This is a genomic window from Oricola indica (assembly GCF_965227485.1).
Taxonomy (GTDB): Bacteria; Pseudomonadota; Alphaproteobacteria; order Rhizobiales; family Rhizobiaceae; genus Oricola; species Oricola indica.
On record NZ_OZ245747.1, the window covers coordinates 1,512,471 to 1,536,468 of the forward strand.

Annotated in this window: 23 protein-coding genes; 6 read left to right on the forward strand and 17 right to left on the reverse strand. The window is 61.3% G+C overall.

The genetic code is table 11. The features are described from left to right. Positions 1-47 precede the first annotated feature (47 nt). Positions 48-1,184: a sugar ABC transporter substrate-binding protein gene (locus ACQK2M_RS07690; protein ID WP_425417299.1), complete on the reverse strand. Its 1,137-nt coding sequence runs from the start codon at positions 1,182-1,184 to the stop codon at positions 48-50. Positions 1,185-1,274: 90 nt separating this feature from the next. After that, positions 1,275-2,009 carry a FadR/GntR family transcriptional regulator gene (locus ACQK2M_RS07695; protein ID WP_425417300.1) on the reverse strand — a complete coding sequence of 245 codons (735 nt, stop codon included), beginning with the start codon at positions 2,007-2,009 and terminating at the stop codon, positions 1,275-1,277. Between the two features lie 292 nt (positions 2,010-2,301). On the opposite strand from ACQK2M_RS07695, the gene ACQK2M_RS07700 reads away from it, so the two are divergent. Continuing rightward, on the forward strand, positions 2,302-3,465 hold the full coding sequence (locus ACQK2M_RS07700; RefSeq protein WP_425417301.1) for a fumarylacetoacetate hydrolase family protein: 1,164 nt from the start codon (positions 2,302-2,304) through the stop codon (positions 3,463-3,465). A gap of 71 nt (positions 3,466-3,536) precedes the next feature. Here the strand turns inward: ACQK2M_RS07700 and ACQK2M_RS07705 are convergent, their stop codons facing one another. The 8 genes from ACQK2M_RS07705 to ACQK2M_RS07740 all read right to left on the reverse strand — a co-directional run bounded on the left by ACQK2M_RS07705 (position 3,537) and on the right by ACQK2M_RS07740 (position 12,146). Beyond that, a complete protein-coding gene (locus ACQK2M_RS07705) occupies positions 3,537-4,538 on the reverse strand; it encodes an ABC transporter permease (protein ID WP_223475897.1) in 1,002 nt (333 codons plus the stop codon). A 17-nt stretch (positions 4,539-4,555) separates the two neighbouring features. Further along, positions 4,556-5,296 (reverse strand): ATP-binding cassette domain-containing protein, encoded by a 741-nt coding sequence (locus ACQK2M_RS07710; protein WP_223475896.1) that lies wholly within the window; start codon positions 5,294-5,296, stop codon positions 4,556-4,558. 88 nt (positions 5,297-5,384) lie between these two features. Next, positions 5,385-6,380: an ABC transporter permease gene (locus ACQK2M_RS07715; RefSeq protein WP_425417302.1), complete on the reverse strand. Its 996-nt coding sequence runs from the start codon at positions 6,378-6,380 to the stop codon at positions 5,385-5,387. Positions 6,381-6,383: 3 nt separating this feature from the next. Next, positions 6,384-7,901, reverse strand: a complete 1,518-nt coding sequence (locus ACQK2M_RS07720) for a sugar ABC transporter ATP-binding protein (RefSeq protein ID WP_425417303.1) — start codon at positions 7,899-7,901, stop codon at positions 6,384-6,386. Between the two features lie 77 nt (positions 7,902-7,978). Continuing rightward, complete coding sequence (locus ACQK2M_RS07725) at positions 7,979-8,926, reverse strand: sugar-binding protein (RefSeq protein WP_425417304.1); 948 nt, start codon at positions 8,924-8,926, stop codon at positions 7,979-7,981. 133 nt (positions 8,927-9,059) lie between these two features. After that, a complete protein-coding gene (locus tag ACQK2M_RS07730; protein WP_425417305.1) occupies positions 9,060-10,064 on the reverse strand; it encodes a Gfo/Idh/MocA family protein in 1,005 nt (334 codons plus the stop codon). A 76-nt stretch (positions 10,065-10,140) separates the two neighbouring features. Further along, positions 10,141-11,130, reverse strand: coding sequence for a substrate-binding domain-containing protein (locus ACQK2M_RS07735; RefSeq protein ID WP_425417306.1), 990 nt, complete (start codon positions 11,128-11,130; stop codon positions 10,141-10,143). Positions 11,131-11,165: 35 nt separating this feature from the next. Beyond that, positions 11,166-12,146, reverse strand: coding sequence for an NAD-dependent epimerase/dehydratase family protein (locus ACQK2M_RS07740; protein WP_425417307.1), 981 nt, complete (start codon positions 12,144-12,146; stop codon positions 11,166-11,168). Between the two features lie 270 nt (positions 12,147-12,416). On the opposite strand from ACQK2M_RS07740, the gene ACQK2M_RS07745 reads away from it, so the two are divergent. Next, positions 12,417-13,460: a LacI family DNA-binding transcriptional regulator gene (locus ACQK2M_RS07745; RefSeq protein WP_425417308.1), complete on the forward strand. Its 1,044-nt coding sequence runs from the start codon at positions 12,417-12,419 to the stop codon at positions 13,458-13,460. A gap of 159 nt (positions 13,461-13,619) precedes the next feature. On the opposite strand, the gene ACQK2M_RS07750 is transcribed toward ACQK2M_RS07745, so the two are convergent. The 7 genes from ACQK2M_RS07750 to ACQK2M_RS07780 all read right to left on the reverse strand — a co-directional run bounded on the left by ACQK2M_RS07750 (position 13,620) and on the right by ACQK2M_RS07780 (position 21,793). After that, entirely contained in the window at positions 13,620-14,402 is a 783-nt protein-coding gene (locus ACQK2M_RS07750; RefSeq protein WP_425417309.1) for a creatininase family protein, read from the reverse strand. A gap of 19 nt (positions 14,403-14,421) precedes the next feature. After that, positions 14,422-15,936, reverse strand: a complete 1,515-nt coding sequence (locus ACQK2M_RS07755; protein WP_425417310.1) for a class I adenylate-forming enzyme family protein — start codon at positions 15,934-15,936, stop codon at positions 14,422-14,424. 22 nt (positions 15,937-15,958) lie between these two features. Beyond that, the gene (locus ACQK2M_RS07760) at positions 15,959-16,897 is read right to left on the reverse strand and encodes an ABC transporter permease (RefSeq protein ID WP_425417311.1); all 939 of its coding nucleotides are present in this window, start codon (positions 16,895-16,897) and stop codon (positions 15,959-15,961) included. Then, positions 16,898-17,992 (reverse strand): ABC transporter permease, encoded by a 1,095-nt coding sequence (locus ACQK2M_RS07765; protein WP_425417312.1) that lies wholly within the window; start codon positions 17,990-17,992, stop codon positions 16,898-16,900. Further along, complete coding sequence (locus tag ACQK2M_RS07770) at positions 17,989-19,536, reverse strand: ABC transporter ATP-binding protein (RefSeq protein ID WP_425417313.1); 1,548 nt, start codon at positions 19,534-19,536, stop codon at positions 17,989-17,991. The genes ACQK2M_RS07765 and ACQK2M_RS07770 overlap by 4 nt, the downstream gene beginning before the upstream one ends. 56 nt (positions 19,537-19,592) lie before the next feature. Then, complete coding sequence (locus tag ACQK2M_RS07775; protein ID WP_425417314.1) at positions 19,593-20,582, reverse strand: BMP family protein; 990 nt, start codon at positions 20,580-20,582, stop codon at positions 19,593-19,595. Between the two features lie 269 nt (positions 20,583-20,851). Beyond that, positions 20,852-21,793, reverse strand: a complete 942-nt coding sequence (locus ACQK2M_RS07780) for a LysR family transcriptional regulator (RefSeq protein ID WP_425417315.1) — start codon at positions 21,791-21,793, stop codon at positions 20,852-20,854. A gap of 170 nt (positions 21,794-21,963) precedes the next feature. Between ACQK2M_RS07780 and ACQK2M_RS07785 the strand changes: the two genes are divergently transcribed. The 4 genes from ACQK2M_RS07785 (at position 21,964) to ACQK2M_RS07800 (ending at position 23,969) form a co-directional block, all read left to right on the forward strand. Next, positions 21,964-22,242 carry an integrase core domain-containing protein gene (locus tag ACQK2M_RS07785; protein ID WP_425417316.1) on the forward strand — a complete coding sequence of 93 codons (279 nt, stop codon included), beginning with the start codon at positions 21,964-21,966 and terminating at the stop codon, positions 22,240-22,242. Continuing rightward, complete coding sequence (locus tag ACQK2M_RS07790) at positions 22,239-22,556, forward strand: hypothetical protein (protein ID WP_425417317.1); 318 nt, start codon at positions 22,239-22,241, stop codon at positions 22,554-22,556. Before ACQK2M_RS07785 ends, ACQK2M_RS07790 begins: the two co-directional genes overlap by 4 nt. A 507-nt stretch (positions 22,557-23,063) precedes the next feature. Then, entirely contained in the window at positions 23,064-23,576 is a 513-nt protein-coding gene (locus ACQK2M_RS07795; protein ID WP_425417318.1) for a hypothetical protein, read from the forward strand. Positions 23,577-23,603: 27 nt separating this feature from the next. Beyond that, on the forward strand, positions 23,604-23,969 hold the full coding sequence (locus ACQK2M_RS07800) for a hypothetical protein (RefSeq protein WP_425417319.1): 366 nt from the start codon (positions 23,604-23,606) through the stop codon (positions 23,967-23,969). The last annotated feature ends 29 nt before the right edge of the window (positions 23,970-23,998 follow it).

Here is a 23,998-nt window from a genome sequence, read left to right on the forward strand (position 1 = left end):
GTAAAGGCCCCGGCTATGCGCCGGGGCCGCTGATGCGCGTAAGACGCCTATTTCACGTCGCTCTCGTCCTGCGCCATGATGGCGGGGCCGGAGATGTTGACGCCGCAGGGCGGGAACTCGTTGACCGTGAAGAAGTTGTCCGGCAGGTCGGACCAGAAGTTCTTGCCGTCCTCGAGGTCCTTGTAGGTTGCCACCGGCAGCGGCACCGAGATGAGCTGCGGCATGACATTGCCTTCGAGTGCCGATACCGCGGCTTTCATGGCAATCGCCACGAGACCCGGGGACTGGCCGATCGAGATGCCCTTCAGGCCATCATCCGAATACTGCGCGATTGCCTTGCGGTATCCGTTCTCGGATTCGCCGGCGACCGGTACCCAGGGGTGACCTGCGTCCTTGAGCGCCTGAATGACGCCGTTCGAGCCGCCCTGGCCGACCACGGCGTCGAACTGGCCGTGAACAGCGATGGCGTCCGCGACGACCTTCTGGGTCGTGCCGTCATCCCAGTTGCCGACAACCGAAACCATTTCCCAGTCGCCGCCATCGGCCTCGAAGACCTCGTTGATGCCGATGGAGCGGTCACGGTCGACCGAGTTGCCCGGCAGACCGCGAACTTCGAGGATTTTTCCCGACGTGACGCCCTTTGCTTTCAGCTCCTCGAGCGCGAATTCCGCCCACATGCGGCCCATCTTGAGCTGGTCTTCGTTGACCTGCATCACCTTGTCGGTGTCGAGCACATTGTCGAAGGGAACGAGCACCACGTCGCTGCGGTCCGCCAGGCGGATCACGCGGTCGAAGCCGTCAGGCGAAACCGCGATGGTGACGATGGCGTCGAAGCCCTGGTTGATGAAATCCTCGATGGCGCCGAGCTGAGCGGGCGCATCGGTGCCGGTCGAGACGACCTTGAGTTCGGAAATCTTGTCCTTGATCGCCGGATCCTCGGCATAGGCCTTGGCGGTCTTGATCATCTGGATGCGCCACGTATTGCCCACGAAGCCGTTGACGATGGCGACGCGATACGGCCCTGCCTTGGCTTCCCACTGGAAGAACTTCGTATCCGCGTCCCACGGGGCGAAGCATTCCGGATTAACGCCAGGGCCCGAAACCGTCTCCGGTCCGGCCATCGCGAGCTGCGCCGACATGGCGAGCGCCGCAAGGGCGGTCGTGCATTTCAGTAAATGTCTCATGGTATTTCCTCCCATTGATCGCGCCGATTCTGGATCTTCGTGACGGGTTGGCGCGGCCCGTCTCCACAGTGCTGCGGCCCAGCGAGGGCCTCAGGCCTTCTCCTCCATGTCCTCGCTGAAGTTCTTGAAGCCCACCATCAGGTGGTTTCTCAGCCTGTACTCGAATGCGAGCCGGTCCCGGGCGGCCATCGCGTCGATGACGCCTTCATGCTCGTCATATGTTTCCGTCATGAAGGTGCGGCGCGTTTTGCCCTTCTGCATGATGCGCAGAATGATCGGCTTCATCACCGAATAGACGTCGAGGATCGCGTTGTTTCCGAGAATGGAGATCAGCCGGACATGGAAGCCATAGTCCACTTCCGACGCTTCCTGGATGTCGCGGATATCGGCCAGGTTCGCATTTATCTCGCGCAGTTCCGCGAGATCCTTTTCCTGCAGTTCCTCGAAGATGCGGTCGGCTGAGCGCACCTCGATCAGATCGCGGAATGCCTGAACGTCGGTGAAGGACTTGCGCGACACTTCCATCGTGTTGAACGAGAAGAGCTCGAAGGCGCGCGCCATCCTGTTGTCGGTAATCGTTGCGCCGATCTTGGGGCGCACCTCCACGAGGCCATAGGCCTTGAGGATGCGCATCGCCTCGCGCACCGTGTTGCGGCTGGCGTCAAAGCGCGCGCAAAGTTCGCGTTCGGTGGGAAGGCTATCGCCGACTTTCAGCCCTTCCTCCGAGATCAATGTGCGCAACTGCCTTACGACAATATCGACGGCCGAACCGGTCTCCGGCGAGGCGCTCGGCGCCAGGTCGATATCGTTCCGGTTGTCAGCCATTCTCACCCGTCTCGTGAATTCAATCTGGAATTCGCTGTATTTGTTGGACCAAGACTCGTAAGTCGATCTTGGCCTTGAGTCAACAAAACTGGTGGCACGATAGCGGCAAAAAACACTGCATATTCGGGGATAAGCGGCATTTTGGGGTGCTTTTCCGGCATTGAAATGCCATCGGCCCGTGCGCCGAACAGTTGACGATAAGCGATAATGCCGCCTATTTGTCCAACCAGACTGCCGCCGGGCGGTTTTCAGGCCCGCGATTTGCGCGACGGACAGAGAGGGAGGAGTGATTATGAGTTTTTTTCCTGACGAGCGAGACAAGGACGGTCTCTTCCTGGGCAGGGTCTGGTCGCCGGAGGCGGGGGGACCCGCCCTCGTCACCATTCGCGACGGGGACGTTGTTGACATCACCTCCCGGGAGACCCCGCTGGTCTCGGATGTCCTCGACATGGAGGATCCCGCCGGCGTGGTCGCCGGCGCGTCAGGCCACCGGATCGGTTCGCTTGACGAGATCGCGGCAAACAGGCCGGGCGACATGTCGCGCGCCCATTTTCTTGCGCCGTGCGACCTGCAGGCGGTGAAGGCCTGCGGCGTTACCTTCGCGTCTTCCATGGTCGAAAGAGTGATCGAGGAGAAGGCGGCAGGCGATCCCTCGAAGGCGCAGGAGATACGCTTGCGTGTAGGCGCCGCGATCGGCGGCAGCCTGCGTAACGTGAAAGCGGGCTCGCCGGAGGCTGACGCCGTCAAAGCGGCTTTGAAGGCGGAAGGGCTGTGGAGCCAGTATCTCGAAGTGGGCATCGGGCCTGACGCGGAAGTGTTCTCCAAGGCGCAAGTGCTGTCTTCAGTCGGGCCGGGGGCCGATGTCGGCCTGCATCCGGTGTCGAAATGGAATAACCCCGAACCGGAAATCGTTCTTGCCGTGTCATCGCGGGGGCGCATCGTGGGGGCGACGCTTGGCAACGACGTCAATCTGCGTGATGTCGAGGGGCGCTCGGCGCTGCTTCTTTCCAAGGCCAAGGACAACAATGCGAGTTGCGCCATCGGACCGATGATCCGGCTGTTCGACGACGGGTTCACGCTCGACGACGTGCGGGCCGCGGAACTCGACATGACGGTCGTGGGCGAAGACGGTTTCGAGATGAAGGGGCATTCGTCGATGCGCGAAATCAGCCGCGATCCCGAGGATCTCGTCCGCCAGACCATCGGCCGCCACCACCAGTATCCGGACGGATTGGTGCTCTTCCTGGGCACGCTTTTCGCGCCGGTGCAGGATCGGGACGCTCCGGGCGAGGGCTTTACGCACAAGCTTGGCGATGTGGTCACGATCACTTCGCCGGGGCTTGGACAGTTGGTCAACACGGTTCGCTTGTCGACCGAATGCCCGGAATGGAATTTCGGAACCCGGGCTCTCATGCGCAACCTCGCCGATCGTGGCCTGCTGGGCGTGCCCGATTGAGCGGCATCTCTCGGAAGCCGATTGCCGCCGCGCCCAGATGCGCCTGTGGTTCGATCCTTCCGGCCAGATGACTACTCGGAGCTTCGTGCCTGGCGGATACGATCGAAGGCAACCGCGATCACGATGAAGGACCCGACGAACGTGCCCTGCCAGAACGTGCTGATGCCAAGCAGGATCAGGCTGTTGCGGATCACCTCGATCAGCAGCGCACCGATCACCGCGCCGAAGGCCGTGCCGGTGCCGCCGGCAAGGTTGGCGCCGCCGATGACGGCCGCGGCGATCACCGTCAGTTCCATCGCCTGGCCGAGATTGGTCGTGACGCCGCCAAGCCAGCCCACTTCCAGTATGCCGGTGATGCCGGCCATCAGCGCCGAGAACATGTAGACGCTGACCTTGAGCCGGTTGACCGCGATACCGGTCAGCCGCGCGGCCTGTTCATTTCCGCCGAGCGCGAAGAGATGCTGTCCCCAGCGCAGCCATCGGAAGGCGAAAGCAGTGATCGCCGCGAGGATCAGGAGAATAATCAACGGATGCGGCAGACCGAGCGTTGAACCGCCGCCCAGCCACAGCAGCAGATCATGGTCGGGCCCGAACTGGTAGATCATCTTGTTGTTCGACAGGACCATGGCGAGGCTGCGGGCGACCGAGAGCATTCCGAGCGTCACCACGAATGGCGGCATCTTCGCATAGGCGATGAGGATGCCGTTCACGGCGCCCACGAGCAGCGACACGCCGAGCGCCGCCAGCGCCCCGATCCAGAACGGCCAGCCTGCCGACATCACCACGCCGATGGTCATGGCCGAGATGACCACCGTCGAGCCGACGGACAGGTCGATGCCTCCCGAAGCGATCACCGCCGTCATGCCGAGCGCGACGATACCCACAAAGGCGAAGTTGCGGGTCACGTTGAACAGGTTGCGTTCGGTGGCGAATGTGTCCGTCATCAACGTCAATGCGAGACAGGCGAGCACGGCCGCGACGAACACCCAGAAGGTCTGCTGGCCGGTGATGCGCGAAAGCGCTCCACGGTGCTCGGAGCGGTTGATGACATCGGAAATGGTCACGTTGGTCATGTCATGGCTCCTTGCGCTCACGCGGTTTCTATTGCGCCGGTAATCAGGCCGGTGACCTCTTCGGGCGAGGATTTGGATGCCGGTTTGCTGGCGACGAGTTCGCCGCGGCGCAGCACGGCCACCTTGTCGGCAACCTCGAAGACGTCGGGCATACGGTGGCTGATCAGCACGACCGCAATGCCGTGCTCACTGAGCTGGCGGATCAGGTTCAGGACTTCGGCCACCTGCCGCACCGAGATGGCGGCGGTCGGTTCGTCCATCAGGATGATGCGGGCGTCGGTGAGAAGCGAACGGGCGATCGCCACGGCCTGGCGCTGCCCGCCGGACATTCTGCGCACCACGTCGCGCGGCCGCGTCTCCGATTTCAGGCGGGCGAACAGCTCGCCCGCGCGGCTCCGCATCTTGCCATAGTCGACGATCTGGATCGGCCCGAAGCGGCGCACCGGTTCCCGACCGAGGAAGACGTTGGAGGCCGCCGACAGGTTGTTGCAGATCGCGAGGTCCTGATAGACGACTTCGATCCCGGCCTTCTGGGCATCGAGCGGCTTGTGAAAATGGGCTTTCGATCCGTTGATCAGGATGTCCCCCGATGACGGGGCGAAGTTGCCCGCGATCACCTTGACCATCGTCGATTTGCCGGCGCCGTTGTCCCCCATGAGCCCAACGACCTCTCCCGGCTCGATCGTCAGGGAAACGTTGTTGAGCGCACGGATTGCGCCGAAATGTTTGGAAATGTTCCTGAGTTCGAGCGCGCTCATCGGCTGTTCCTCCAAATGTCCGCGGCGTTCCACCAGCAGTCCCCGCCCTTGGCGGCGCTGATTGTCTGTGCGGTTTCTGTTCGCGTCATCAGCTCTCCGCCCTCTCTGACTGCAGCCTTTCGAAGGCCTGTGCCGCCCGCTTTTTCGCGCGATAGGCGGCAAGTTGCTGGTCGGCGAGTACACCAAGGAGAATGACGGTTCCCATCACCGCAAAGTTCAGCGACGAGGGGATGCCGAGAAGGTTGACGAGGTTCTGCAATTCCTGGAGCAGCACCGCGCCAAGCACCACGCCGACGATCGAGCCTTCGCCGCCTCGCAGCGAGAAGCCGCCGAGCACGGCGGCCGCAATCGCATAGAGCTCGTAGAAATTGCCGTGCGACGACGGTTGCACCGACTTGGTGAACATCGCGAAATAGATCGCCGCGACCGCCGCGAGGACGGAACAGATCACATAGGCCGAGGTGATCACGAAGCCCGAGCGGATACCGGAAAACCGCGCCGCCTCGTCATTCTTGCCGACGGCATAGAGGTGCCGGCCGAAGACCGACTGATGCAGCACGAACCACATGACGACCGCGATGATGATCATCGCGATGAAGGAATGCGGGATCCCGTAGCTGCGCCCGATGGTAAGCCATTCCAGCTGCGGATAGGACGCGCCGAAGGGAAATCCCGCTGTGGCTTCGGAGGTGTAGCCGCGCGCGATGCCGCGATAAATCAGCAATCCGCACAGGGTCACGACAAAGGGTTGCATCTTGAACCGAGTGATCAGGATCCCGTGCGCCAGCCCGATCAGGGCTCCGAGCGCGATCGTGATCGCGACCGCTGCCGGCCAGGGCACCGCGTATCCTCCGACCATCTCCACGAAGAGGACGCCCAGAAGCGCGATGACCGAACCGACGGAGAGGTCGATCCCGCCTGTCATGATGACGAAGCCCTGTCCGATCGCGAAAATGCCGAACAACCCGACGAGGTTTGCCGTGTTTCCAAGGTTGATCGGCGACAGGAAGAGCGGATTGCGAAGATAGACCACCGCGCCGACGACAATGATCAGGATTGCAAGGCCGAGGTCCTTTTTCTGCATGATTCAGGCCTCCTCCAACGCCTTGCCCACGGCAAGCGTCAGGATATTGTGCTCGGAAAAGTCGGAACGCTGCAATTCGCCGCTGATACCGCCATCCCGCATCACCACGATCCGGTCGGACACGCCGATCACCTCCTCCATGTCGCTTGAAATCATCATGACGCCGACACCCCGGTCGGCGAGCGCCCGCATCAATTTGTAGATCTCCGACTTGGAACCGACATCGATCCCGCGAGTCGGCTCGTCGAAAATGATCACATTCGGGTCCATCGAAAGCCATTTCGCGAGAACGACTTTCTGCTGGTTGCCGCCCGACATCGCCTGGGCGGCATTCCTCACGTCAGGCGTCTTGATCGACAAGCGGCTCCGCTGTTCTTCGGAGACTTCGATCTGCCGCGATCTGGACACAATGCCATTGCGCAGACAGGAGCGCAGATTGGCCATTGTGACATTCTCACAGATCGGAAACTCCAGGATCAGCCCTGTACGCTTGCGGTCCTCGGGAACGAGATACAGTCCCGCCCTGATCGCATCGGCCGGGCTGTCGGCGTCGAGGGGCGCGCCATTCACGCGGACCTCTCCCGATAATTTTCCGCCGGCGCCGAAAATCGCTTCGGCAAGCTCCGTGCGGCCCGCGCCGATCAGTCCCGCGACACCGAGGATCTCGCCACGGCGCAACTCGAAATTCGCGGCGTTTGCCGGTTTGGCCTGCGTTCTGACCTCGCGCACCGACAACAGCGCTTCGCCCGGCGGGGCCTCCGGCGGCGTGTAGAGTGACTTGAGATCGCGGCCGATCATCAGCCTTATCATCGCGTCATTGCTGATCTCGTCGCGTGCGAGACGACCGGCGATCCGTCCGTCGCGCAGCACGACGATCCGGTCCACGCATTCCTCTACCTCGCTGAGACGGTGCGAGATGAACACGACGGCGATGCCCTGCGCCTTGAGGTCGGCGATCACTTTCAGAAGATTGTTGGTCTCGGAGATGGTCAGGCTCGAAGTGGGCTCGTCCATGATGACAAGTCGCGCATCCATGGAGAGCGCCTTGGCGATCTCGAGCAGTTGCTGCTCGGCGAGCGACAGCGCCGCGACCGGCATATCGGGCCCGAATTGGGCGCCGACGCGGTCAAGCAGCGGCTGCACGGCGTCGCGCATTGCCTTGCGGTCGATCAGGCGCCACCGGCCGCACGTTTTCTCGCGGCCGAGAAAAACATTCGCGGCCACATCGAGATTGTCCAGAGTGTTCAGTTCCTGGTGAACGAAAGCGATGCCCGCGGCCTGGGATTCGGCAACGGTAAGACCCCGGTAGAGCTTGCCATCGATGGAAATCGACCCGTCGGTGGGCGTGATGACGCCGCCGAGGATCTTCATCATGGTCGATTTGCCGGCCCCGTTCTCGCCGATCAGGCCAACGACTTCCCCCGCCGAAATGTTCAGCGAAACATCTTTCAGCGCCACAACACCGGGATAGACCTTCGTTATGCCCTGAAGGCGAAGGCCGAGTTCCTGAGGCCCGCTCATGTTCAGAATATTCCCAGTACAGTCGGAAAATTGCGAGCGGGCAATCAGGGATCACCCACTCGCGAGCCCGGGAGGGCTTAGCCGTTGATGCGCTCTTTCAGCTCGGCTTCGAAGGCATCGACATTGCTCTGGTCGATGATCTTCGTCGGAACGATGATCAGGCCATCGGCCGGAACGCCCGACTTGTCGCCCTCAAGGTAGTCAGCCATCAGGTGCATGCCCTGGTAGCCCCACTGGTAGGGATCCTGCACGACGGTGCCGGCAAAGCTGCCCTCGCGAACGGCGCCCAGCGTGATCGGGTCCTCGTCGAAAGCGATGACCGTGATCTCTCCCAGCTTGCCGTTTGCCTGAAGCGACTCGTAGATTTTGGGCGGGTTGTAGGAATAGAAGCCGACCATGCAGTCGATGTCCGGATTCGCGGCCAGCACGTCGTCCACATTGGCGCGGGCGCGGGCGAAATCGACATCGTCACCGCGGACGTCGACGAGTTCGATGCCCTTGCCTTCGACGGCCTGCCGGAAACCGGCGATGCGCTCAATGGCGTTATCCGCGCCAAGGAATCCGACGAAGCCCATGCATTTGCCGCCGTCCGGCATTGCATCGATGGCGATTTCGCCCGCCTGGATACCGGCGGCCGTGTTCGACGAGCCGAGATAGGCGATACGGTCGCTCTGCGGAGCGTCGCTATCCGTGGTGAACAGCGGAACCTGCGCGGCGATGCGATTGAACGCGTCGATCGAGTTCTTCGGATCGGCGGACGAGATCATGATCGCGTCGGTGCCTGCGGCCACAAGGTCGTCCATCAGCGCGTTCTGCAACGCGGCTGTACCCTGGGCGGGATAGCGGAATTGCAGCTCGTAATCCGGCAGTTCCGCCTGCGCCGCGTTGACGCCGGCTTCGGCCAGTTTCCAGAAATCCGATGCGGCGTTGACGACGAACGCGAGCTGCTTCTTTTCCTGCGCGGCGGCGCCGCTCGCAAGCAGCGCACCTACGCTGGCTGCGATCAGTGTTTTCGTGAAATTCATATCATCCTCCCTTTTTACGGAGCCGCTCGATTGGAGCGGCTGCACAATTTATAATTGATAATATAAATAATGATATTAATCAAGCGTCCCTGTCATTTGCCACGGGCAAAACTGCTCCGGCGAACGACTGCGGTTACAGGCTGACCCAGCCTCCGGTTCGCTCGCTTTCGAACATGGCGTCGAGTACCCGCATCGATGCGATTGCGTCGCCGACGCCGTAGGGTGCGGGGGTGCCGGTCAGTATCGACTGGGCAAACGCTTCCGCCTGCTCGGCATACTGGTCGCATGAGGGCAGGGTTTCGCGACGGGCCGCGCTTGCGTCGAGGCTGGCTCCGTCGTCGATGACGATCGTCGTCTTCTCGCCTTGCGGCGCATTGAATGGAATGAGGATCTCCGCGCGGGCCTTCGTGCCGAAAACCTGGAATGTCTGGAAGGGAACCAGTTGCGTGGAGGCCTGGAAGGTCAGTAGCCGTCCGTCTCCGAAATCGCAGATCGCGCCGACAAGGCGATCCGTGCGGAAGTTGGGATCGCGATCGATCAGCGAAACGACGCGACGCGGCTCCGCGTCGAAAACAAAGCGGGCGCCCGTGATCGGATAGCATCCGATATCCAGCATGGCGCCGCCGCCGTTTTCCGGCTTGTTGCGTATGTCGCCGGGATCGTCGTTGAAATAGCTGAACGCGGCCTGCGTGGCGCGCACGTCTCCGAGTTCTCCGGACCGCGCCATCTCGCGCAGGCGGAGCCATTGCGGGTGATGGCGGATCATGAAACCTTCCGCGATCAGAACGCCGTCCGGCGCGTCGCGAAGCTTGAGCGCATCATCGGCATTCAGGCCGACCGGCTTCTCGCAAAGCACGTGCTTGCCTGCCCGCGCGGCCTTCAGCGTCCATTCGACATGCAGGTCATTGGGAAGCGGGTTGTAGATCGCGTCGATGTCCGCATCCGCCAGCATGTCTTCATAGGAGCCATAGCTTTTTGGAATGCCGAGCCTTTCCGCTGCCTGGGCGGCGCGTTCCGGGCTGCGCGAAGCGATCCCCAGCACGTTGGACGACACCGATTTCCGCATGGCGGGAATAACTTTCTCGGTGCCGATGCTGGCCGTCGACAATATGCCCCAGTTGATCTTTCGTGCGGTCATCTTTGTATGAGTCCCTTTGTATGCAGGAAAATGCCGGGCCCGTTTCCGGGCCCGGCAATGGTGTGGTGGCTATCGCCTAGTTGTCAGCGCAGAAGCCTGCGTCTTCCAGGTTGCAGACGTCGAGGCCCGTGTAGAGCGGATCGTCGACCTGCTCGCCATTGATCAGCTGGATCATGACGTCCGGCCCGCGGAGGCCCATTTCGAAGGGGCGTTGACCGACCTGCGAATGGCTGCGTCCGTCGCGGAATGCCTGCGTCTGCGGCGGCAGTGTGTCGCCGGCGATGATGATCAGTTCTTTCGACTTCAGCTTGTCCATGACCTGGTCCGTCACCTGGGCGTAAGCCTGCGGTGCGAACTGAGCCCAGCCGCCGATCAGGATGAATGCGTCGAGATCAGGGTTGGCGGTGAAGGTGTCGGCCATCTGCTGGTTGGCGAGGTCGGCCTGGTCATTGGTGAAGACCGGGCAGCCTTCGATTTCGGTCCAGCCGTTCTGGCCGTCCAGCCGATCGATCCCTTTTTCACCGCCAGCGGTGTCGCGGAAGCCCTGCGCGCGGGCATTGATGTTATCGGCCGCGACGTTGCCGAGCTGCAGGCAGACGGAGCCGCCATCCGGCTTCAGCATGGCTGCCTGCTCGGCCATCTTGACGCCCATCAGGTAGTTGTCGGTGCCGAGATAGGTGGCGCGCAGGTCGCGGTCCTGCTCGAGGAAGTCCGCGTCGATGGTCATCACCGGCACATCCGGCGCGATCTGGCGAATGCGGTTGGCCATTGCCGGCGCATTGGACGGCGAGATGGCAATCGCCGCGACGCCGCGGGTCAGAAGATCGTCGACGATCTGCACTTCGCCGGCTTCGTCGGTGCTGGATGCCGGACCGGTGTAAATGCACTCATACTCGGAATCCGGATTGTTCTTCATCCATTCCTGGCAGCCGAGATTGATCTGCTCGAAGAAGGGGTTGTCGAGGCCCTTCACGACGATCGCGAGGGTCTTTTTATCCTGGGCATGGGACGCACCCGTGACCAGAATCATGGCCGAAGCCAGTGCATAGAGAAGTTTGTGTTTCATGGTTTTCCTCCCACAATCTGCTGGTCCGGCGCACCTTACCCCGGGTACCAGATCTTCCGAGGCTCGTCGGGCGCGCGCTGATAGGCCCACGCGCGCTCGATGAGGTCCTCGAAATCCACTTTCGGGCGCCATCCGAGCAGGTGGCGCGCCTTGGAATTGTCCAGCCAGTTGCTGTGAAACGGCGTCGGAACGCTTAACGCTTCCATGTTCCGTGTTTTCGCGAGGTAGGCGGCGACCGCGCCGTAATCGACGGGCTCGTTCATCGCGATGTTGAACAGCGACTGCCGGGCGGACGGATTGCCGATCGCGGCGGTGATCGCCGAAACGAGGTCGTCCACATGCACGAAATTGCGTTTCAGCGGCGCGCCGGATGCGGATAGCATCAGCGGTACGGCCCCTTTGCGGAAGCCGTCCGCCGCCCGCGTTTCGCCGATCAGATCAGCCCATGGCGGACCGCCGAACTGGTCATCGCCAAGCGACAGCGCGAAACGGAAATCATCCTTTTCCATGATCCAGGGCGCGCGCAGCACGCAGCCATTGAGGTCGTATTGAACCTGGTACTGCTCGACCATCACCTCTTCGAGGACCTTGGTCAGCGCGTAGCAGCCCTCATAGGCTCTTCGCGGAGAGGTCTCGGTAATCGGCGCATCGTATTCGTGGAAGATATGCCCGACAGCGCAGTCGCCGCTGATCAGGATGAATTGTTCCAGTGTCGAGGAGGCGCGGGCGCCTTCCAGCAGGAGGAACATGCCCTTGATCGCGACGTCGATGGCGAGATCCGGTGACTCCTTCACCGCGGCCATGTGGAGCACATGCGTCACGCCCTGCATGGACCTTCTGACCGTATCCGGATCCGCAAAAGAGCCCTGCACGATCTCGATGCGGTCCGAAGGTTCGATCGAGCGGTTGTGACAAATCACCCGGAGGCTCCAGCCGGCGAAGGTCTCGTCCGAAAGAACGCGATCCAGGAAATTACGCCCTACCTTGCCGGTGGCGCCGGTGATCAGCAGCCTCATTAATGATCCTCCCAAGGCGATCAATAATATTTACTAATAATAATTAGTCAAGTATGAATGGCTGGGCCGGGGCGGGCACAACCCGGCACGGCGCCATCCGCATCGGGACTGGCGTTGCCGGAGACGGAATCGCTCAAACGCGCGGGTTTGACGCGCCAAAAAAAGAAACAGATGGAGGTCCGGGAGTGCTTCGAGTTTGCTTTTTTTCGAGCCGGTTGCTAGCGACCAGCGCAATGAATTTCACTGTCGCCGCTGCAGAGGCACTTCAAATTGAAATCTGAAAAAGATCGTCACGGGGCGTCGGGCCGGCCCACGATGATGGATGTCGCCGCGATGGCCGGCGTTTCGCAGGCCACCGTATCGCTCGTCCTCAACGGGAGTCCCGGCGCGAAACTGACCGAAGCCACGCGTCGCCGCGTTCGCGACGCGGCACAGAAACTCGGCTACAAATTCGTCCGAAGGGGCACGGTTGCCGCACCCGGCGGTCATTCCACGATCCTTTTCATCGCGGACGAGGTTTCGACCGATCCCTGGATGACGCTGGCATTCGAGGGCGCGCGCGACAAGGCGCTCGAATACGGGATCAACGTTTACCTGACCGTGAGCCATGGCGATGTCGATGCCGAAACGGCGATCGTCAATCAAATGAGCCAGATCCCCGCGATGGGCGTCATCTACGGCACGATTCTGACGCGTCTCGTGGAACTGCCGCCCGCTGTCGAAAAAAGCCGTGCCGTGCTGCTGAACTGCTACGATTCCAAACGGAGTCTTCCTTCGGTCCTGCCCGGAGACCTGCTCGGCGGCCGGGTCGCGACCGAAAGGCTTCTGGTCGCGGGCCGCAAGCGCATCGGGCTGATCAACGGCCAGCAGGGCATCGACGCGTCACGCGATCGCCTCAAGGGCTACAAACAGGCCCTGGCGAGCAACGACATTCCATTCGATGCCTCGCTTGTTCGCTGGGGCAACTGGGAGCCGTCCACCGGCTATGACTGCACCCTTGAGCTCATGGAACTGGAAAATCCGCCGGACGCGATCTTCTGCGCCAACGACATGATGGCGCTTGGTTGCATCGAAGCCCTCAACGAAAAGGGATACAAAGTCCCCGACGACATTGCCGTCATCGGATTCGACGACCGCCCGATCGCCCAATTCACGCATCCGCCGCTCACCACTCTCGTGCTGCCGCATTACGAGATGGGCGAGATCGCCGTCGAGATGCTCGTCGATCTCGCCGGCGGGCTCGATGCGGGCCCCAACCAGATCAAGGTCGAATGCGAACTGGTTGAACGCCAATCGGTGACAAGAGTCGACTGAGGCCATTGAGAATGCGCACGGATGCTTGAGTGCGCGTGCGCTCGGTATGGTCAAGTCGTCTTGACTGCATTTGCTTCGGGAAGCCTGACGCCGGGCGACTCTGCGGCCTAACTGATCGACACCCGAAAACCGGACTTTCGCGTATCATCGACGAACCGGTCAGGAATTCGTCGCCCCAACTTCGAATGTCGAAATCTCTGTCAGGATGCTGGCAAGGCGCTCGATCAGCGGTTCGAGCCGTTGAGCGCCCCGTTCGGCGGTTGCCCCGGTTGCATCTCCCCATGTGCCCGTTTGCTGGAAATCATCCGTCTTCCATCCAATCGTGGCCCCTGTCATCTCCAATGCCAGGGTTTCGGACTGAAAATCGGGAAATGCGCAATCAAGCTTTTCCGTCCGCACGCGGTCGGGTGAAACCGCCAGCATCAGGCTTGTTTCCCATTCGCCGGCATGGATGCCGTAGGCCGGCTCGCGGGGATCGAGCGGCGGCAAGGGATCGGGCATGGCACCCGAGGCAAAGACTTGAAATGTCATCAGGCCTGTCTCGATACGAATGTCGCGCGCAAGGACCTCAAGCAGTGCCCGGTTGCCGCCATGGCAGTTCCACAGGACAAGCCGGCGGAAGCCGTTGTTGCGGGCGCTGCGAGCGATGTCCGAGATGACAGCCATGAAGGTCTGGGCCGACAGATACCATGTGCCGGGAAATCCGACATGCTCATTGGATTTCGAGATCGGCAGCATCGGCAGACGCCAGACCTTCGTCTCCGGCGCAAGTCGCGCCAGGGCCATTTCCAGGAAGTTCTCGGAAAAGACGAGATCGCAGTCGGTGGAAAGATGCGGGCCATGCTGTTCGATCGAGCCGATCGGCAGCACCAGGGCGCCGTCCTTGGACAAGTCGAGCGCCTCGACTTCCGGCCATGTCAGTTGTGCGATATTGCGCTGCATTCTCTCGCTCCCGTCTGTTTCAGTTGCTGGCTGCGGCCTGATCGCGCAGCGTTGCCTTGGCGATCTTGCCGGTCGGCGTCATGGGGAACTCGTCGATCTGGCGAATTTCCAGTGTCGAAAGATCATAGGGCGTCTTGTCGGCAACACCCGCCAGGGTTTGTGCCATATCGATCTTTCCCGGACCGGTCACAAATGCAATCGGGCGATGGCCGCCGTCGCCATCGTCCAGTCCGACGACCGCCGCGTCGCGAATGCCCTCGATAAGCATCATGGCTTCCTCGATATCGCGCGGGAACCAGGTTTCGCCGCCCACGCGCAACAGTTCGGACGCCCGTCCGCGCATGGTCAGGTAGCCCTCCGCCGACATTTGGCCGACGTCGCCGGAGTGCAGCCAGCCGCCGCTCAGCGTTTCCGCTGTCTTGTCCGGCTTGCCCCAGTAGCCCGTCATGAACCCGCCGCGCAGACAGACCTGTCCCGGTTGCCCGATCGGCAGTTCCTGGTCATCGGCGCCGAGAATGCGCACTTCCTTGTCGGGCAGCGGACGTCCGACCGCGCCGAAATGCGCGTCGTCGGGAAGAACCGGATCGGCCAGGGCAAAGAAGCCGCCGATCTCGCTTTGCCCGTAGCTCTCGACGAGAGGCAATTTGAGCTCGTCACGCCAGGCGCGTTTGAGCGCCGGCGGCACCGGACCGCCGCCGGACGTCGACATCCGCAGGGTGGCGGGAGCGCCGCCATGAACGCGGGACTGTTCGAGCAAATCCGCAAGGACCGGAGGATTGCCGACGAAAATCGTCGCCCCGGTTTTCCGGACCGCCGCATAGCCGGCTTCCGGCGTCCAGTCCTTCATGACGATGCAGGTGGCGCTGTTGCGCAGAGGCGGCAGGACGTTTGCGACGAGTTGGTAGGAAGACGACAGCGCCGACGGACCGAACGAGATGTCATCGCGCGAATAGCGCAGCCGTTCTCCGATCACGGCGCTGGCGGTCTGTGTCGGTTCGTGGGCAAGACACGCGCCCTTTGGCTGTCCGGTCGTGCCGGATGTATATGACAGATGCGCTATCGCGGCCTCGTCGCCGGGATCGGGCGGCGGCGGCAGTTTGGCATCCAGCAGTTCGGGAAAACTCAAGGCGCCGTCCTGCTTGCCGTCCATGCAGATCAAATGCCTGACAGCGCCCGATGCTTCGGCTGCCGCCTTCACCTCGGCAATCTTGTCATGGGTGTAGACGACAAGCGTCGGTGTGTGGTCGGCGAAGTAGTAATCCAACTCGTCGGCGAACTTGACGTTCACGAGCGCCGAGATCGCGCCGATCCGCCATGCTGCGAACATCGAAATCAGATAGTCCATGCCGTTGTGGGCAAAGATCGTAATGCGGTCGCCCTTGCGCGCGCCGAGGTCGTGAAACGCACCGGCCGCAGCTTCAACCTGCTCGACCGCTTGCGCGTAGGTCAGCGATTTTTCTCGTTCGACCCAGTGGAAAGCCGTGTGATCGGGGCGGCGCATCGCGCCGTCGGTCAGCAACTGGTGAAGCAGCATCGTTTGTCTCCTTGGGGGTGCGTCAACGGTCGGCGTGATAGGGCACCATCAACGATGCCGGGTTCCGGGATCGGCCGAACACGCCGGAAACGGCGAGAACGGTAAGCAGGTACGGAAGCGCGACCAGAAGCTGGGACGGAATGCCCAGATCAAGCAGTTGCAGCGACAAGGGCAGCGCGTCCATTGCCGCGAAACCGAATGCCGCGAGGATGGCGAGATAAGGGTTCCATCGCGCAAGGATCACGATGCCAAGCGCGATAAATCCGCGGCCCTGTACGATCGTGTCGCGAAAGAGGCCGATCTGGACAAGAACGAAGTAGGCTCCTGCAAGACCGCCGCCAAGGCCGGAGGCAAGCACGCCAAGAACGCGCATCCGCACGATATTGACACCTGCCGCGGCAGCGGCTTTCGGGTTTTCACCAACTGCGCGCAGGTTCAGCCCGAAGCGCGTGCGGTACAGCAAGATCCCCGAACCGACAGCAATCGCAAGCGTCAGATAGAACATGATGGACTGCTCGAAGAATGATGGGCCGATCAGCGGGATGCGGCTCAGTCCCGGAACGGAAATTTCCGGCAGCATCGGAGCGGTTTCGATGCGCGGGATGTCGCCCATGAGAGTGCGAAAGGCGTAGCTCGCCGCCCCCATGGCGAGGACGTTGAAAATGATGCCGACCACGACCTGGCTGGCTTTGATCACGACATACATCCAGGCCAGAAATGCATTGACGGCGACGCCGATGATGGCGGCTGCGGCCACGCCGGCCCACGGACTGCCGGTCCAGATGGCGGTAAGGTAGCTCGCCAGCGCCCCGAACAGGATCGTGCCTTCGATGCCGACATTCAAAACGCCGCCGCGCTCGCTGTACAACTCGCCAATGGCGGCCAGAAGCAGCGGGCCGGTAAGGCGCAGCGAAGCGGCGAGCCAGGTCGTAATGAAGCTGATTTCAAGCAGCGATTCCATTCAGGCCTCCGTTGCCGCGGGATTTGCGAAGACAAGCCGGTGTGTCCGCAGCACTTCGCTTGCCAGCAGCAGAAGGACGATCGTGGCCTGCACAATCACGACGATCGAAGACGGCAGACCCGACTGGCGTTGCATGGCGTCCCCGCCCACCGACAAGCCGCCGTAAAGCACCGACGCCACCACGGCGCCTGGCGCGGTCAACCGACCAAGCAGCGCGGTGACGATGCCGAGGAAGCCGGTCCCGTCGGAAAGCCCGTCGAGGAGACGGTGATGCACGCCAAAAATGGTGATCGCGCCGGCCAGCCCGGCCATTCCTCCGGCGATAAAGGCGGCCTGTCTTTGCCGCTGCGCCACATCGATGCCGCCGTAACGCGCCGACTTGGAATTGAGGCCGCTCGAGATCATCTCGTAGCCGGCGCGCGTCTTCGTCATCAGGATGTGGACGAATATGCCCGCCACGAGCGCCACCAGGATGCCGGCATGCAGCCGGGTGCCGTCAACGATATAGGGAAGCCAGAGGTCGCGCGGCAGGCGGTCGGTTTGCGGCATGTCGCCGACGACGCGCCATGGCCCGACAACCAGATACTGCACCAGGTAGATCGCCAGGAAATTCATCATCAGGGCGATCAGCACCTCGTTGCCGCCGTAGCGCACTTTGAGTTCACCGACGATAGCCGCCCAGAACGCGCCAAGAACGCCGCCCCACGCCAGCGCGAGCGACGTGACCAGGACAGGCGGGAGCCCCGCCAGCGTTCCGCCGTCAAGCGCCTGCAGCCCGATCATCGTTCCGCCCATGGCACCGATCAGAAGGCAGCCCTCGAAGCCGAGGAAGATGAAGCCGCAGCGCCACGCGACGATTGTCCCGAAGCTCACCAGCATCAGCGGCGTGGCCGCGACGAGCGTGAATCCGAACCCGCGCAGATTAAAGAATGCCTTGCCGATCAACGCTGCGTAGCCATCGAGCGGGCTGGCGTCGAATGGCAGAAACAGCAGCCCGCCCACCGCCATGCCGACAAGCACCGCGGCCACGGAAAAGACGATGACCGTCCAGCCACCGACGAGAGGCGTCTCGCGTTTTTCAAGACGGATGGTCATGGGATCACCTGTGGGTCGCGCGCCTGTTCCAGGGTTCGGCCGGCCATCATCGCGCCGAGGAGCTGCGTGTCTGCCTCGGCCCGTGGCACGACGCCCATGATCCGTCCCTCGAACATGACCGCGATGCGATCGGACAGCGCCATGATTTCCTCCAGCTCCGTGGAAGCGAGGAGGATGGCCGCGCCGGCGTTGCGAAGGGCCATGATTTCCGCCCAGATCAGCTCGATCGCGCCAACGTCGAGGCCGCGGGTCGGCTGCTCGATCAGCAGGAGTTGCGGACTGCGCGACACTTCGCGGCCAAGCACGAGCTTTTGCAGGTTGCCGCCGGACAGGTTTCCCGAGATGAAATCCGCGTCCGGCGCCTTGATGTCGAAGCGATCGATGACCTTGTCCGCGTCGTTACGGACCGTATGGCGGTCGATGAAACCGGTCGGCGAATATGATTTGCCGGAGCCGAGGATCAAATTGTCCTCGATCGAGAGCGTGACCTGCGCGCCGACACCGCGGCGGTCCGGCGGGATATATCCGAGGCCGGCGTTACGGCGGTCCAGGCAAGACAGGTCCGTGATGTCCCGGTCGTCCAGAAGTATGTTGCCGTCGAATATCGTTCCAAGACCGAACAGGGCCTCGATCAGTTCCGTCTGGCCGTTGCCGTCGACACCGGCAAAGCCGAGGATTTCGCCGCGCCGGATCGAGAAGCTGGCCGGTTCGGCCGGTTTGGAACCGTCTCTGCGGGCGACCACCAGTCCGGCGACCTCCAGCAGAGGGCCGTCACGATCCCTGGTTTCGCGATCGAGGTGCATGTCCAGATCGCGGCCGACCATAAGCCGCACCAGCGACTTCTCGTCGGTTTCCGCGGTGTTGACGGTGGCGATCATCCGGCCGCCGCGCATGACGGAGACGCGGTCCGAAATTGCCATGACCTCATGCATCTTGTGCGTGACGATGACGATGGCGTGGCCGGAGGCCTTCAGTCTTTCCAGCACCTCGAAAAGCGCATCGGTTTCCTGAGGCGTCAGAACGGCCGTCGGTTCGTCGAGAATAAGCAGCTTTGCGTGGCGGAACAGGAGCTTCAGGATCTCCACGCGCTGCCGCTGGCCCACCGACATGTCTTCGATCCTGGCATCCGGATCCACATGCAGGCCGTAATCCGCCGAGATCTCGCGCACGAGCCGGCGCGCCGCGCTGGTCCGTTCCGCCCCCTCGGGCAGCGTTGTCGTGCCCATCACGATGTTTTCGACCACCGTGAAGGAATCGATCAGCATGAATTCCTGGTGAATCATGCCAATGCCGTATTCGATCGCATCGGCGGGATCGCGCAACGATATTGGCAGTCCGTCGAGCTCGATCTGTCCTTCCGTCGGCTCGTAGAGGCCGTAAAGAATGTTCATGAGCGTCGATTTGCCGGCGCCGTTTTCGCCGAGCAGCGCGTGCACTTCGCCCTGACGCAGGTCGAAATCGACGCGGTCATTGGCAAGCACCGATGCGCCGAAACGCTTGGTGATGGAAGCCATGCGCAGGAATGTGGACGGTTCGGATGTCATCTTGTCGTGGTCCGGCGGACCGGGAGCATGCCCCCGGTCGCCTTGGGAGCGCTTTTCTATTCGGCCGAAACCTCGATTTCGCCGCTGTCGATCTTGGCCCAGGTATCCTGGAAGACTGCCCAGTCCTCGGCGGAGATGACGTCCGGATTGTAGGCGGCGTCGCCATAGACGGTCACCCAGGCGAAGCCGAGCTCCGGCTCCCACATCCTGCCGCCCTCGAAGCTGCCGTCAGCCACCATTTTCGCGACGGCCTCGACCAGTCCGGCATTGTTTGCCGCGAAGCTGGTGGCGATCGCCTCCGGTGCGAGTTCCTTCTGGTCGGAGAACATTCCGATAGCCTTCGCGCCGCCCGAGGCCGCACCCTCGATCGCGCCGATTCCGGTAATGTCGGCGGTGTGCCAGATCACGTCGGCGCCATTGCCGATCATGGTCGAGGCAGCCTCTCGCCCCTTTGCGGCGTCATTGTAGTCGCCGGTGATGATGGAATATCCCTTCAGGCCTTCCTTCGTGGCTTCGGCTGCCTTTACGAAATTGGTCGCCATGATCTGCGTTGTCGGATTGTCGCCGCCGCCGACCATGCCGACAGCATTCCCGTCCGACATGAGGGCCGCAAGGACACCCGCGCCATAGGCGGCGTCCTGGTAGCGAAATTCGACATAGAGTGCGTTTTCCGGAATCTCCGTGTTGCCGGGTGCGCTCGTCGTCGCGAAAAACGCCTGATCCGGATATTCGACCGAGATCTCCGCGAAGAGGCTGCCGAACTGGAAGCCGTGCCCGATGATCAGGTCCATGCCGTCATCGGCATAACCCTGGACCACGGCGGGAATATCGGCCTGGCTCACATTTTCCGAGAATGCGACCGTGAAGTCTCCCGAGGCTTCCAGTGCCTTGAGCCCCTTGTAGGCGCCTTCGTTCCAGCCGCCGTCGGCGACGGAACCCGGCAGGACAAGCGCTACGCTGGTTTCGGCGCTGGCGCCTGCCGCCGAGCCGAAACCGAGGATGGTTGCCGCGGCCAGACCGCTGGCGAATTTCCGAATACGTGTCATGTTTGACGTTCCTTCTCGACTTGTTCGGGGCCCTGACAGTCCCGTTGTCCTGATGGGTATCGCTGTTTGGCCGGATCGCACTTTCCCTAATCGGCATCCGTCTCTACGGGCCGTTGAAAGCGTTTTGCGATTGTCTGTCGAACTGCGATGGCCGGACTATAGAAAGGGACTTTGCCTTCCAAAATGCCGGGCGGCGAATTCAGTTCATATCAATGATGATATGATGCAACCTTTATCCATAACGCATAAATAATGTGCAAAAAAACGCGTCAAACTTGAAGATTGCCTATTTTAGCGGCGCGAATGATCGTGTCACGCAGCCAGATTGCGCTGGGATTTTGATTGGTCACGTCGTGCCACAGCAGCCGGAACTCCATGCGGGGAAAGAAGCCGGGCGCGTCTACGATCGAGAGAGGAAGGATGTTTGCGTAGACATCGGCGAAACGGCGGCATGTGGTGAAGACAAGGTCCGAGTCGAGCAGCACGTTCGGGATCAGGCTGTATTCGGGTATGAACCAACTGATGCGGCGGGGTGTTTTCAACGCCTTCAGCGATCCGTCGATTGGCCCCTTTTCGAAATTGGAAACGGGAAAGGGCGCGATGTGTTCGAGCGCGAGATAGTCTTCCGCCGTCTGCGGCGGCCGGGCGACCACGGGATGATCCGAGCGCGCCAGCAACACGATCTCGTCCGTGCCGATCGGCGCGTAGCGAAGGTTTTCGTATGTGTCGCGGGTGAACTCCGTCACGCAATCCACGACGACATCGAGTTCCCTTTCCTCCAGCGCCGACAGGACATCGACAGAATCGTCGATCGGCCTGACACGCGCCTTCAGGCCGGGACCCGCATGTGAAATTGCCGCGACGACCGGCGGAACGAGGCTGACCATGTTGGAGTCGGCGAAACCCAGCGAGAATTCCGTCTCCGAGGTTTGCGGGTCGAATTCCGGCTCCGGCTCGATGAGATCCGACAGGCGATCCAGAATGGCCTGGAGTTCGTCGCGAATGATCCGACCGCGATCGGTGATGACCATGCGCTCGCCGCTGCGCACCAGAAGCCCGTCACTGAAGCGCTCCCGCATTTCCGCGAGCAACCGGCTGACCGCTGGCTGAGAGGTTTCGAAATGGTGCGCCGTTTCCGTAACGCTCTTGACCTTCAGCAGATGAAGAAAAACCCGGTACTGCCTTGTAGTGATGCTCTGAAGTCTGGACATCACCGGATCATTTAGACCGCCGGAAACACCGTCAAGCCAGAAGGTGTGTCGAACGCCTATAAGCCAGCGTTGAAGAAACGAACCTGTCCGATGACGCCAATTCGTTGATGGCGGCTAATAGCACGCATCGGCACAGTTGAGCGCTCGGCCCGAGGTTCGTTGCTCATTGCGTGCGCGACTGGATCACGGCCACCGGCGCCGAGAGCTCCTGCACCGAGCCAGGCTCACCTTGGGAGAATGGATCTTGCGAGAGCTTCAAAGGACGCCTGAGGGACGAGTGCTTGAACAAGCATCTCTTCACCAGCCGTCGCCATGCTCGTGAGATCATCGAGGACTGGAGGATCGACTACAACCTGAACCGCCCCCACACGAGCCTCGACGGGCTCACCCCGAACGAGTTTGCAACCCGGTCCGCAACGAACCACAAGATGAACAGGGCTAGCCTATGAATGGGCTCATTCAGTGGAGTAGGTCAAAGGCACCCGAAAGCACCCTGCGAGCCGCCATCTGTGTGCCGCTCAAATCCGCCTCGAAGGACGTTCGAAAGGCGTTCGGGGACAAGAACTGGCAGACGCGCGAGGAAGCCGAGCGTGCGATCGCCGAGCTCGTCATGAAGGGGCTATCCGGTTTCGAGATCTCAATGAAGCCCGCCAAAACGCCGACTGCGCGATCGGTTCAATTGGCCGAGCAGCAGCTTCGCGAGGTCTTTCCGGATCACGATCCGGATGAGGCGATGGCAGTAGTGCGGAAGACTGTGCAGTGATGACGAGCACTGCCGCGTATCGATCGGAATCCGTATAGGTGCCCCGGATCGGATCTATTCCTTGATAAACTATCGGAATAACACCTATATCCACGCGTTCTATTGGCAATATTGCCCCTATTGTATTGCGACGTGGTAGTGAGATAGTCTCCCCGCATGGGGGAGGCATTCTAGTGGGATATGGATATCCGCGATTCATCGCCTACATGAGATGCATATGGTGGGTTTTGTGGCGCATCGTCGCGCTAATGACGCTATTCGGCGCCGCCGCAGGGCTCGTTGCGGACGTGCCGGGATTAAGCTCGGATCCTGGGTTCGTCACGATTTTAGCCATATTGGCTGGGTTTATACTGTATGCTTCCTATTTGTGCAGGGAGCATTGGATGCTCGTCGGCACACTTGTGCTAGGCGCAGGATTTTTGCGTTATGTTGCGGTTGTCGGTCCGGAAATAGAGCTTCGCGAACAATTCAAAGAAGCACGCAGGCTTGGGTCGGAAGGGCGAGAAAATGGCGAATGAGTACACGATAATCCTCTATGCGGGCGGTGCCCTAATTGCATACCTCTATCTGTGTAATCGTGTTGCTGCGTTAGTGCAGCCCGCGCGTCTTGAGGTGGCCATTTTTGGCGAACAGCTGCTGAAGCGAGATGACTTGCGCCCGATCGATCGAGCCAACATCGGGTTCTTGATGGATCACGTCTACAGTCGGCGCCTTGCTTGGTTACTTGCCGCGGCGGTCGTCCCTGCCGTGATATTCATTTCCTGGCGTCGAATTTTCGATCGTTCGAACGGTGGCATTCCCACCGGCGCCAAGCTCAGAATCGGCAGATTTACGCGCCTCGCTATCATTTCGGTTCTCGCGTCCAGCCCGTTTGCCGCGCTGCTATTCTCGATCCAGTTCGCGATCATGCTTCTGCTTTATCTGCCGGTGGGTCGATCACTGACGCTGATCGTCGAGATGGCCGATCAGATATGGGTTGGTGCGGGCAAACTCTTCAACGAGCATGCAAAGCAAAATTAATCAGGATTTCTGGTTGAACGCCGCTCTGTGAAACAGGCAGCGGCACTCGCCATTCGTGATGCTTGGCAGACGCGGGATTGTCGGGTGCGGATGATCCCTCTTACCGACGCTAAACTGCTGGACCAATTGCATCTGCAGCCTGGCAAATGCGAAAGAAATGCCGAACGTTGGGTGCGGATCTTTCCGGATTATCAAGTCATAGAAGGTTGGGCGCTCTACACTGCTGGCCTTTTTGTGCCTCACTACGTCGTTGGCCCTCTGGAGGATGATGCTGAGCTCGTCGACGTAACGTGCCGGCGCGCGCCGACTACGGAAGGGATTCCGTTTAACCTGCACATGCACGTCTCGGCCGAGCCGCTTTCGAGCTTTAAAAGGGCGGACCCTCTGGGGTGAGCCGCGCAATAAATGCTCCATAACCTCGT